The sequence below is a fragment of the Chloroflexus sp. MS-CIW-1 genome (assembly GCF_030444705.1).
Classification (GTDB): domain Bacteria; phylum Chloroflexota; class Chloroflexia; order Chloroflexales; family Chloroflexaceae; genus Chloroflexus.
This window is the reverse complement of record NZ_JAUBWR010000003.1, coordinates 35,563-47,729: the sequence shown is the minus strand read 5'-3', so window position 1 is coordinate 47,729 and position 12,167 is coordinate 35,563. Positions and strand designations below refer to the sequence as shown.

Genomic DNA, 12,167 nt, shown 5'->3' with positions numbered 1-12,167 from the left:
GTGACAAAATCTCTTGCCAGTCTCCTGGTCGGTCTCGGTGAATATCAGCTTATAGGCGATCCGCAATTACCGATACAGGCGCTCACCTACGATTCGCGTCGGGTCAGGCCGGGGAGTCTATTTGTGGCCATTCGTGGGCAGCATAGCGATGGTCACCAGTTTATTGAACAGGCCATTACTCAGGGGGCACATGCGGTAGTGGTTGATCGTCGCTATTGGTCTGGGTCGCACCATCCGGCGGTTCCGGTCGTTGTTGTTGCCGATAGTCGGGTTGCCCTGGCGCCATTGGCGGCTGCATTTTACGATTATCCCGGTCGAGACATGATCACGATTGGGATTACCGGTACGAAAGGGAAGAGTACGACAACCGATATAACAGCTCAGCTACTAACCGCTGCCGGGCGGAGAGTCGGGATGATCAATACGGTCGATTTCCAGATTGGATCACGCCGATGGCCTAACGATACGCGCCAGAGCACACCGGAGGCGCCAGAGGTGCAGGCCTTGCTCCGTGAGATGGTGCAGGACGGCTGTGATACGGCTGTTATTGAGGCTACTTCGCATGCGCTCTCCCCACGGTGGGGCCGGCTGGTCGGTTGTGCTTTTGCCGTAGCTGTGATGCTCAATATCGGTCACGAGCATCTTGATTACCACGGTTCGTTTGAACAGTATCGGGCCGATAAGGCACAACTCTTTGCCCTGCTTACCGAGCGTTCTGGTCAACGGTGGGCAATTGTTAATGCCGATGATCCCAATCATCACTATTTTCTCGCCGCAGCTCCGGCTGATGCTGTGCGATTGCGGTATGCGCTTAATTCCCCCGCAGAGGTGCGGGGAGTCATTGTCCGTAGTGAACCAACTCGTAGCACGTTGCGGGTGTCTTCACCGTGGGGGGAAGCGGAAGTCACTGTACCGCTTCCCGGTCAATTTAACGCCAGTAATGCACTGGCAGCGCTGACGGTCGCTCTCTCGCAGGGGGTTCCGCTTGATACGGCCGCTACCGCTCTTGCCGGTGTACGAGCGCCACGAGGCCGGATGGTAGCAGTTGATGCCGGGCAACCGTTTTCGGTCATCGTTGATTATGCGCACAATCCTGAATCCTTTGAACAGATTTTTGCAATGTTGCGGCCCCAGGTACGCGGGCGAATGATCGCTGTGTTCGGAAGCGCTGGCGAGCGTGACGTTGCTAAACGTGCTATGCAGGGTGAAATTGCCGGTCGGATGTGTGATTTGCTCGTTCTTACCGACGAGGATCCTCGTGGTGAGGATCGCGAAGCAATCATCGCCCAGATTGCGGCTGGCGCCGAGCGGGCTGGTAAACGAGCGGGCAGTGGCTACCTCTGCATTCCTGATCGAGCACAGGCGATACGGGCAGCATTAGCTGCTGCACAACCCGGCGACATGGTGTTGTTGTTGGGTAAAGGTCACGAGGGCAGCATTATCTACGCCGAACATTCTATTCCGTGGAACGAAGAGGAAGTGGCACGGCAGGCGCTGGCCGAGCTAGGCTATGGGAGCGCGCATGATTGAACTGGCGCCCTATAATCCGTACACCCTGATCATCTCCTCGCCGGTGATCGCAGCCGCTGGTAGTTTGGGTGATGTGGTGGGGATTGCACGCTGGCTGGGACTACAACGGGCTGATGCCGACCACGGTTTAGGCGCTATTGTCAGTTCAACCGTTACCCGCAGCGGGCGTCGCGGGCAACCGCAACTGATCGCTACTCCAGCCGGTGTGCTTTACCACCACGGAGGCTTCAGTCTCGGCGTACAGCAGGTACGTGAACAGTTGGCGCCACGTTGGGCAACCTACCATGTGCCGGTATTAGTCAGTCTGGCCGGAACAGACACGGCAACGGTCGCTGCCGAATTGAGTGAGGTGCCAGGTGTTGCCGGTTTTGAGCTAGCACTTCCTGCCACTTCCGCACTTGAAGCCGAGCAACAGGTCGCTCGCGTGCGTCGAGTGACGCTGTTGCCGCTAATCGTTCGTCTCCCCGGTGAGTTGAACGATCCGGTTGCAGTAGCCCAGGCCTGTGTGACTGCCGGTGCTGATGCGATTGCTCTGATCGGAGGCCTGCCAGCCTGTATGCCCCACCCTGAAGGAGGGTTGATCTATGGACGACTTGGCGGCCCGGCCATCTTTCCGGTGGCGCTACGGATGGTAGCAAGTGTTGCTGCTGCTGTGCAATTGCCGGTGATTGGTATGGGTGGTGTAGCTACAGAGGCCCATGCGCAGGCAATGGTTCAGGCTGGTGCACGGGCAGTTGCCCTGGCCAGTGCGCTGGTTAGTGATCTGCGTCGTGGACGAGTGATTGCTGAATCGTTGCGTGATCAGGCTATCTCGTAGGGGGATGGACGGTCACAATTGGCTGAGAGCGTCGAAAGGTTCCTGAACTTCCCATTCTCCTTCAACGCAAGACAATCTCGCGCACATGGACATGTGCCGGTTCGCCGACACCAACCTGGAAGATTTCCAAGCGTACCTGTTGCACGGTCGTCGGTGCAGGGAGATCAAGCTGAACTGTCGGATCGGGCGGGAGATTACGGTATTGCTGGCGCACGACGTTCGCAACACCATCAGGGGTTGTCAACACCACCGTGAGATCAAGGTCCATCGAACCTAGGGTCAGCTCTACCTGGCGTAGCGATTTGGGAGTGGTCAAGCGCAATTCAATCACCAGCGGATTCGCTTCAAACCCGCGGGCAAGCGTCATCGGATTGCCGTCGAACAGTTCATTGACACTCCCCATATCAAACAGAGAATGAGCGACAGTGATCGGTTGACCATCGAGGGTATAGGGGGTTTCAATCAAGCGCTGCCGCTCGGCGCGCTCAGCGGCTAAGATTTCTTCGATGTTTGCCACGTATTCCATGCGCACCACGTAAAACCCTGGCCGTCCATCAGGGTAGGGAACGATCTGTTCGGGCGGCGATATGATGAACTTTCCACTTTGTTGGGCAAGCCAATATTCGGCGTCTGTCATAATAAAGACATCGCGTTGCCGATTGAGATCACGAACAGTGTAGAGATAGGCTTCGATACTGATCAGCTCTACCCGCCGTTGTTGCGCAGGAGTCAGAAAGAAGCCCACAAAACTGTTTGGATTGTTCGCCCATGTCGGTGAGACACGCAGCACAATGTGGGGATCGCGGGCGAGCAGGGTGGGAATAGTCTCGGCGAAGATCTGTTGCGCACCGTATTGCATGCCATAAAGACCGTAATCGCGAAACCAGAGTGGCCCACCGAGGACGGCATATTGGGTCATTGCCAGGCTACTTGCAGCCAAGAGTATTCCGGTCATGATACTGAACAGACGCTGCCAAAAGCGGTTAAACAGATCGAGAAGAACATCAATGCCAATGACCGTCAAAATCGTTGCCGGGACAACCATTCCCAGCATTCGCGTGATTGCTGGTCCAACCAGGGCGCTGCTGAAGGGTGCAGCCAGCAGGGCAATAATTGGAATGCGATAGTTTGGGTTGCGCCAATGCCACAGACAGGTGATCAGGCCAGTGGTGATAAAGGGCAACAGCACGAGCGGAAGATGACCGCTCTCTGGGAAGCGGTGTCGGTCGAGGTCAATCGTATTTGGCCAGAACCAGTAGCGAGGGTCTAACCCCTGCAGGTAGAGGCTGAAAAATCGTTGGATCTTTTCGCTGATGGGTATGGGCAGAATCCAGTAGGAGTAGAGCGAACGGAGGTGCTCGAAGGTGGCGTCGGGATGGAGTTGACGAAACCGCAGCCACGGGACGAGCACAAGCAACAACATCAGAAATGCAGTCCAGAGACGCGGCGCCGAACGGCTGAAATGGTAGCGAGCATCGCTCAGCAGCAAGAGTAATCCACTGACCAACATGACCCCCTGACCATTGGCGTAGCTGTAAAACGTCGCTGCGCCAAAGAGTATGACGGCCACGATCCAGCGATCATCGTGAAAACGGTAGATGACGTATGAGGCGAGAAAGCCGGCGTAGCAGGCCACCATCAGCGCTGTTTCAAACGCTGTGCGTGAATGGATAAACCATGCTGGCAGAATACAGAGCACCAGTATGCCGAGCCACCAGCGTTGGCTGTTGTACCCCACGCGGAGGATCAGCGCGATACCAAGTGGCGCCAGCAATCCAGCAATGACCGACGTAGCTCGGATAGTCCACACCGATTGATCAAACCCAAAGAGGATGATCCTGAAGGCATGGAGGTAGACGCTTAAGCTGAGACTCCACTTCTCTACATTCCGAAAGTAAGGTGGAAACCAGACACCGCTGGCATCACGAAATCCTTGCGCAACCAGTTCACGGGCTAATACGCCATGAATTGCCTCATCGCAGAAAAAATAGATGGGGAACGTTGTCAGATCGATGAAGCGCGTGTACATGTAGAGAGTAAGGCTGCCGCATAAGAGCAGCAGTTCACCGATGGTAATACATCTGAGCAATCCGTTCCCGGCAAGCGGCTTTTGCCACCAGTCCAGAGATAATTGATTGTTGGAAGATTGATTACTCATCATCACGATGGTATGATTTCTGGTGCGGCAGACATGGTGTATCGGTACGCTTTGTATTCATCAATTTCACCCGCCTCTGGCGTTCTTCACGCGCTACAGGAGAAGTGGGTAAAGAATGCGGCATGCAGTGGAACCAGCTTCAGGATACGTGTTTGAAAATGCAGCTATATTATACCGCAACAATTCAGGAATACCGTCAATTTGAACACTTGATCTGGATACGGCTGGTGGCGCCGTCACTGGCACGCACTGCCCGTCCCGGTCAGTTTGCCATGATTAGCCAGCGGCAAACGTACAGTCTCGATCCGCTCTTATGGTCTGCTATCTTTTTAGCCGGTGCTGATCCAACCGATGGCACCGTAGAGCTGTTGATCGATCCACGTGACTCCACCCGTTCCTGGTTGCTTGATCTGCGTGAGGGAACCATTCTGGACCTCGGTGTACCTTCTGTGAACACCTGTGCAATCAATCCAACAACCCAGACCCTTCTGTTGGCGGGTGTTGGCAATACGTTACCGGCTCTGCTGTTCTTAGCGCGTCGGTATGCTGGAAAGCTGAATGTATCGCTGTTGATGGCCGGTGATGACGGCTTTGTCCCACCGCCATTTCTCTTACCGGCGACGGTAGAAGTGCAGATCAGCTCGACCGGTGAGTCGGCGCTGTTCGATCTGCTCACGACAATGGATCAGAATCCGTTACGTTGGGCCGATCAGATTGTGTTAGGGTTACCTTCTTTGTTCGTAAACCGGGCTGCGAACCTGATACGCACGACTCGTCTGCGATGGGATCGTGGGCTGGTTCAGGTGATTCTGGACGGATCGCTGCCGTGTGGGCTGGGTATCTGTCGTGTCTGTCAGATCGAGACCCGGCAAGGGTGGCAGCGACGTTGTGTTGAAGGGCCGGTGTTCGATCTCCGTGATCTCCGTCTGCCAGCGTAAGCGGATTTACGGTAAATCACCTTCGAGGCGGCGAAAACTGTTGACAAACCAACGATGGACGTCGCGGAAGCGATCTTCGACGCCGAAGAGGATATGTGGGCCGAGATCAGGGTTAGCAAAGGTGCGTCCCTGAATATTTGTCGTCGTCACGATCACATACAACGGTTGGTACAATGTGATCGCCGGTGATAATTCCAGCCAGCGCTGTTGAAAGGTGTGGTAGAACTCAGAACGAGCGACGAGTTCAGGTTCAGCACGCGCTTGCTCCAACAGGGTGTCAATCCGACTGTCGGTAAGCCCAGCGTAATTTGAGCCACCGTTTGCCTGACTGGAGTGCCAGAGACTGTAGGGGTCGGGGTCTGGCCCAATCCGTGTCCAGGTATGAATGGCTGCCATAAAATCACCTTGACGCAGACGGTCGATCAGGGTTACGCTATCCACCGATTCAACAGTAACCTCGACACCGATAGTTCGCCACTGTTCGGCAATAGCGTTAGCGACAGCCAGTCGACGTTCATCCTGATCAACCAGTAATGTGAAACTGAGGCGTTGCCGTCCGCGCTGACGAATGCCATCATCGCCCGGTTCAAAATCAATTTCTGCCAACCGCTCGGCTGCCGTGACCGGATCGAACGGCATCTGCCGAATCGTCGGGTCGTCAGCCCAGCTATTGGGTAAAAGTGGTGTGTCGATGGGTTGCGCCAACCCTTTGATAACCGTTTCAATCAAGGCGTCGCGGTTGAGGCCGAGGGCCAATGCACGGCGGAGAGGAATCTCTTGAAACAGTGGTAATCGCAGATTGAAAGTGAGTTGAGTATACTCATCTAGCGGCAAAGCAATCCGTTGTTCTTCACCTGGCAGATCAATAGCTTGAAGGTTGCTTCCCCAGCGTTCGGCTAGGCCCATCACTTCGCCGCGTGATAGGGCGGCTATGGCGGCCTCGTATGTACTGATGAACCGTAACTCAATAGTATCGAGGAATGGCCGGCCATTGTAATAAGTTGGATTGGCGGTCAAGATTGCCCCATCGGGGCGTAATTCCGACAATCGAAACGGCCCACTGCCGATCAGACGCTGACCAAACTCACTGGTTGACCACTCGGTAGGGGGCAGATCGCGCAGCAAATGTGCCGGGAGAATTGGTACACGGGCGAGGGCTGGAAACGGTGCGAATGGCCCCGACAGTGTAAATCGAACGGTACGGATGTCAACGCGCTCGATAAGTGTAGTCCGCCAAAAACTGGCGACAGCCGGTTCACCAGCAGCATCTAAGGTTTGCAGGGTACGAAGCGTAAAGACCACATCGTCAGCGGTCAATGGTGTCCCATCATGCCAGCGCAACCCTGGACGAAGGGTAAACGTGTAGATTTCGCCACTTCCATCGACGGTATAACCCTCAGCCAGGGCCGGTTCGATCAGCCCATCGGCTCCAATCCGGGTCAGTCCTTCAAAGAGCAGACTGATGAGCGTGCGGCCTACTGGATCATTGATCGGATCGTTCAGAAGTGGGATCGGCATCAACGGTGAGCCAACCACTGCTTCACGGTACGTACCGCCGGGAGCGGGATTATTGGTCGATGCACTTAACATTGCCAGACGACCAAACAACCCCACAATGAAGCCAATTCCAAGCAGCGCAATCGCAATCTGCCAGCGAATTCGACGTGCCATACCCTAACTAAAAATTGGCAAGCTGGTAATCAGTGCGAGTACTAAAAAGGTGACACCGAGCACAATCGTGGCCTGGTACAACGTTTTCTCAATCCCGCGTCGGGTGCGCTGAATCGAGCTGGTGTCACGATTAATACCGCCTCCGCGCGATTGTAAGATAACCAACACACTCATCACGGCACTAATGACCAAAATCGCAATGTACAGCGCTGTTTCCATGCTCGGTTTACCTCTCCTTATGCGAGTAGTAAGTAGCATCTGCTGCCTTTCTAAAGGCATCATAGTATACCATATCCCGCCGGTGTTCAGAAGAGGGAGTGAAGGCAGTGGTGTTCAGTGTGCTCAGCTTCGGGTAACCTTCGATGACTGAAGCGATTAACGACGGAGCGATCCTGCGAAGATCATACCTTGATGGCTCGTCAGGTTCGTACCGATACATGCGATGTGCGGTGTATGTACCTTTCAACACTTGTCTGCTCTATCGTGCTTATCGCGAAGTGTGTTGTGCCCTGCCAAGGATGAACCACTGTTGCCTTGCTGAAGTTATCGTAGTATCTACGGTTGTCGTCTTGCGACGAAATGTAATGATTTCCAGTCGTGTATTTTGTTGCTCACTATGTTATCATTGCAATTGTTCGAGATGTCACAGACATCGCCCGCCGATGGTGTCGTGAGCGAAAGGAAGGTCTTATATGCAGTTCCCTGCATACCTTAAACATCAACAGTTGCGCGAATGGATTCAGGAAATCGTCACATTATGCGAGCCAGCACAAGTACATTTCTGCGATGGCAGCCAGACTGAATATGACACGCTTTGTAACAAACTGGTCGAAACCGGTACATTCATTCGCCTCAACCCAAAATTGCGCCCCAACAGTTTTCTCGCCCGCTCCGATCCTTCAGATGTAGCTCGCGTTGAAGATCGCACCTTTATTTGCAGCCTATCAAAAGACGATGCTGGCCCAACCAATAACTGGATGGCTCCAAAAGAGATGAAGGAGATTCTGCTCAAACTGTTTAAGGGCAGCATGCGCGGTCGTACTCTCTACGTTATCCCCTTTAGTATGGGACCAATTGGGTCGCCGATTGCGCACATTGGGATTCAACTCACCGACTCACCCTACGTCGTTGTGAACATGCATATCATGACCCGTGTTTCGACGAAGATTTATGATGTGCTGGGTGAAGATGGTGAATACATCCCCTGTCTCCACAGTGTTGGTATGCCACTTGAAAGAGGTCAACCCGATGTGCCATGGCCGTGTAATCCGACAAAATACATTGTTCACTTTCCTGAAGAGCGTTCGATCTGGAGCTTTGGTTCGGGCTACGGCGGCAACGCATTGCTTGGGAAGAAGTGTTTTGCCCTCCGCATCGCATCAGTTATGGCGCGGCAGCAGGGTTGGCTGGCTGAGCATATGCTGATTCTGGGGGTGAAAGAGCCATCCGGTCGTAAAACGTATGTTGCCGCAGCCTTCCCTTCAGCGTGTGGTAAGACCAATTTCGCGATGCTCATTCCTCCCGATGCCTTCAAACGTGAGGGATGGGAGATCACCACTGTTGGCGACGATATTGCCTGGATTAAACCTGGCCCTGATGGCAAACTGTACGCGATTAATCCTGAGACCGGCTATTTTGGGGTTGCACCGGGTACCTCCTACAAGACCAACCCCAACGCGATGGAGAGCTGTCGGGCGAATGCCATTTTCACCAATGTCGCCCTTACCGACGATGGCGATGTCTGGTGGGAAGGTATGACTGATGAACCACCAGCGCATTTGATCGATTGGCAAGGACGTGACTGGACGCCTGGTTGTGGACGACTGGCGGCTCATCCTAATGCTCGCTTTACTGCTCCAGCCCGTCAGAATCCGGCGATTGATCCGGAATGGGAGAATCCAAGGGGGGTGCCGATTGAGGCCTTTATCTTCGGTGGCCGCCGGAGCCGCACGGTGCCATTGGTTTACCAGGCTTTCAACTGGACGTATGGTGTCTATCTTGCGGCGACGATGGGATCTGAGACGACGGCAGCAGCAATGGGGCAGCAGGGTGTAGTACGGCGCGATCCATTCGCGATGCTCCCATTTGCCGGCTATCATATGGGTGACTACTTCAATCACTGGCTCAGCTTTGGCCGTCGTCTGAAGAACCCGCCGCGTATTTTCAGTGTCAACTGGTTCCGCAAGGATGAGAATGGGAAGTTCATCTGGCCGGGCTTTGGTGAAAATATCCGCGTCTTAAAGTGGATCATCGAACGTGCCCATGGTCAGGCCGTGAGTGTAGAAACCCCTATCGGGTGGGTACCGCGGTACGAGGATATTGACTGGCGAGGGCTTGATTTCAGCCCCGAACAATTTGATCAGGTGATGGAGTGTGATTTAGCGGAATGGCAGCAGGAGATTCTGTTGCACGAGGAGCTGTTTATCAAGCTCTACGATCGCTTGCCCAAAGAATTGTTGTCGGTGCGTGATCTGATCCTTTCTAGCCTCTGGCGTGCCCCAGAGAAGTGGGGAGCGACGCACGAATAATTGCTCGCCTGAGGTTCGTATCTGTTGCGGATCACCTATCAGCAGGTGATCCGCGATTTTTTTGACAAGATGCTTGTTTCCGTGTACTATTGAACCATAAAGAGTTAAACATTCCCAAAGTATGTTGTACTGATCATCTCCTTTTCGACAGTTCACAGCGATTTCGTGTCGAATCGCTAGGTTCGTTTGTTGTGTTCGCATAAGGCTATTACAAGGGAAGGAAGGATTGACGTGCAAGCATTGTTGCAATTGTCACGCATCATCGATACCTTCACCGAATGGGTTGGGCGGATTGCCTATATCCTGGTCCCAGTTGTTGTTGGTGTGGGGGTTTGGAACGTTGCAAACCGCTATGTTGGTCGGGCAATTGGTCGGACACTGGGGTCCAACTTTTACATCGAGGCACAATGGTACATTTTTTCACTGATCTTTCTGTTGGGCGCAGCGTATGCTCTCAAGCATAATGAGCATGTACGGGTTGATGTATTCTACAGTAACTATCCACCAAAGCGTAAAGCGCTTGTGAATTTGCTTGGTACTGTGTTCTTTCTAATTCCATTTTGTGCCTTACTAATCTACTTTGGTCTACCGTATGTTGAACAGTCGTGGCGTATTCGTGAGAATTCTCCCGATCCGGGTGGTCTGCCACGCTATATTATCAAGACCTTTCTGATAATCAGCCCGGTGCTCCTGATCATTCAGGGTATTTCAGAAGCAATTAAATACTTCGCTGCCTTCCGCGGAATTCTTGATCCGTCAACTATTGAAGAAGAGCACGAGACAAAATTGTAATATCTGGAGGATCCATGTACGATTGGCTCGGTCCCACAATGTTCCTCGGGGCGCTGGTCATTCTTGGTATCGGCTACCCGGTCGCGTTTTCGTTGGGTGCAACAGCGATTGTATTCGGAATCATCGGTGTCTCGCTTGGTATTTTTGACCCGATTATTATTCGGGCAATGCCATCACGTATCTTTAACGTGATGTCGAATTACACACTTCTCGCCATCCCGTACTTTATCTTCCTCGGCTCGATGCTCGAAAAGTCGGGGCTGGCAGAAGATTTGCTTGACACAATGGGTATTCTCTTTGGGCCAATTCGCGGCGGCCTGGCAATTGCCGTGGTGGTAGTCGGAGCGTTGTTAGCCGCAACTACTGGTGTGGTGGCAGCGACGGTAGTGGCAATGGGATTGATCTCGCTGCCGATTATGTTGCGCTACGGCTACAACAAGGAATTGGCCTGTGGCGTGATCTGTGCCGCTGGTACGCTCGGGCAAATTATCCCGCCCTCAGTGGTGCTGGTTGTACTCGGTGACCAGATTGGTGTGTCGGTAGGACGCTTGTTCCTCGGTTCGCTAATACCTGGATTGTTGCTGTCAGCAGCGCTCGCCTTCTACTGCTGGGTGGTCGCTTTGCTCAAGCCTGAGATGGCCCCGGCGCTACCGTTATCCGCCCGTTCGATAAGTGGCGCGGCGTTGGCAAAGCGTGTATTTCAGGTGATGATTCCACCGTTGTTGTTAATTGTCGCAGTTCTCGGATCGATCTTCTTCGGGATTTCAACAGCGACTGAAGCTGGCGCAGTAGGCGCCCTGGGTGCAACCTTGCTGGCGGCAGCAAACAGGCGCTTGACCTGGAAGAATTTCATTGCTGTGTGTGATGCGACAATGCGCGCCACCACAATGGTTATTTTCATCCTGATCGGCTCAACCGCCTTTGCACTGGTTTTCCGAGCATTAAGTGGCGATAAGTTCGTGTTCGATCTCATGGCGAATTTACCTGGTGGTGCCTGGGGTTTTCTTATTGTCAGTATGCTCATTGTGTTTTTTCTCGGTTTCTTTATCGATTTCTTCGAGATTTGCTTTATCGTCATTCCGCTTTTCGTACCAGTAGCAAAGGCACTCGGTTTCGATCTGATCTGGTTTGGCGTGCTGCTCGGCGCGAACTTGCAGACCTCGTTCCTTACCCCGCCGTTCGGATTTGCTCTCTTCTATTTGCGTGGGGTGGCCCCTGCTGGGGTTACGACCGGTGATATTTACCGGGGGGTGATACCGTTTATCGCCATTCAGCTCATGATTGTGGTGATCTTGATCTTCTTCCCCCAACTGGCGCTGTGGTTGCCAGCAGTGTCGTTTGGCCAGTGATCATATCCTGATGAAGACAGGTCATCATATTCGCTGACTGATTTGCTTAAAAATCAGGATACGCGACGAACATCTATGCACCCGCTCACCGTGATCGCTATTCTAGCGCGGGCCTCTGGCCCGCGTTCTACAGTGAACGGGTCATCCATCGTTCGCTTACATTCGCATGCTGGCTCGGACTGGTTGGGTACCTGAACCCTTCTTTCCTGTCTTCACTTCGGAATACGGATCGGCAGGCTTCTCCACCCTCAAACACGAGAATTATTGTTCAGACACGTGCTTTACGCTCTCTGACGGTGTAGCGTTACACACGGGGCTGATTCGTCTGCCATTGTGTATGTGTGCTTTCTCGCGGGTGGATTGTATGGAACAACCATCTTGATA

At 53.4% G+C, this 12,167-nt stretch carries 9 protein-coding genes; 6 read left to right on the top strand and 3 right to left on the bottom strand.

Features of this window, described 5'->3' with window-relative positions; translation table 11 throughout:
• Together QTO31_RS17360 and QTO31_RS17355 are read left to right on the top strand one after the other, a co-directional pair.
• On the top strand, nucleotides 1-1,530 hold the full coding sequence (locus tag QTO31_RS17360) for a UDP-N-acetylmuramoyl-L-alanyl-D-glutamate--2,6-diaminopimelate ligase (protein ID WP_301430346.1): 1,530 nt from the start codon (nucleotides 1-3) through the stop codon (nucleotides 1,528-1,530).
• On the top strand, nucleotides 1,523-2,347 hold the full coding sequence (locus tag QTO31_RS17355) for a dihydroorotate dehydrogenase (protein ID WP_301430345.1): 825 nt from the start codon (nucleotides 1,523-1,525) through the stop codon (nucleotides 2,345-2,347). Before QTO31_RS17360 ends, QTO31_RS17355 begins: the two co-directional genes overlap by 8 nt.
• 61 nt (nucleotides 2,348-2,408) lie before the next feature.
• Here QTO31_RS17355 and QTO31_RS17350 read toward each other — a convergent pair whose 3' ends face one another.
• Nucleotides 2,409-4,508 carry an ArnT family glycosyltransferase gene (locus QTO31_RS17350; protein WP_301430344.1) on the bottom strand — a complete coding sequence of 700 codons (2,100 nt, stop codon included), beginning with the start codon at nucleotides 4,506-4,508 and terminating at the stop codon, nucleotides 2,409-2,411.
• 155 nt (nucleotides 4,509-4,663) lie between these two features.
• On the opposite strand from QTO31_RS17350, the gene QTO31_RS17345 reads away from it, so the two are divergent.
• Nucleotides 4,664-5,443: a hypothetical protein gene (locus QTO31_RS17345; RefSeq protein ID WP_301430715.1), complete on the top strand. Its 780-nt coding sequence runs from the start codon at nucleotides 4,664-4,666 to the stop codon at nucleotides 5,441-5,443.
• A gap of 6 nt (nucleotides 5,444-5,449) precedes the next feature.
• Here the strand turns inward: QTO31_RS17345 and QTO31_RS17340 are convergent, their stop codons facing one another.
• Both QTO31_RS17340 and secG read right to left on the bottom strand, forming a co-directional pair.
• On the bottom strand, nucleotides 5,450-7,114 hold the full coding sequence (locus tag QTO31_RS17340; RefSeq protein ID WP_301430342.1) for a peptide ABC transporter substrate-binding protein: 1,665 nt from the start codon (nucleotides 7,112-7,114) through the stop codon (nucleotides 5,450-5,452).
• A 3-nt stretch (nucleotides 7,115-7,117) separates the two neighbouring features.
• A complete protein-coding gene (gene secG / locus QTO31_RS17335; protein ID WP_301430341.1) occupies nucleotides 7,118-7,333 on the bottom strand; it encodes a preprotein translocase subunit SecG in 216 nt (71 codons plus the stop codon).
• A gap of 473 nt (nucleotides 7,334-7,806) precedes the next feature.
• On the opposite strand from secG, the gene QTO31_RS17330 reads away from it, so the two are divergent.
• From QTO31_RS17330 to QTO31_RS17320, 3 genes are all read left to right on the top strand, one after another.
• Complete coding sequence (locus tag QTO31_RS17330) at nucleotides 7,807-9,642, top strand: phosphoenolpyruvate carboxykinase (GTP) (RefSeq protein WP_301430339.1); 1,836 nt, start codon at nucleotides 7,807-7,809, stop codon at nucleotides 9,640-9,642.
• Between the two features lie 231 nt (nucleotides 9,643-9,873).
• On the top strand, nucleotides 9,874-10,434 hold the full coding sequence (locus QTO31_RS17325; RefSeq protein WP_301430338.1) for a TRAP transporter small permease subunit: 561 nt from the start codon (nucleotides 9,874-9,876) through the stop codon (nucleotides 10,432-10,434).
• Nucleotides 10,435-10,448: 14 nt separating this feature from the next.
• Nucleotides 10,449-11,783, top strand: coding sequence for a TRAP transporter large permease subunit (locus QTO31_RS17320; RefSeq protein WP_301430337.1), 1,335 nt, complete (start codon nucleotides 10,449-10,451; stop codon nucleotides 11,781-11,783).
• Nucleotides 11,784-12,167 lie beyond the last annotated feature (384 nt).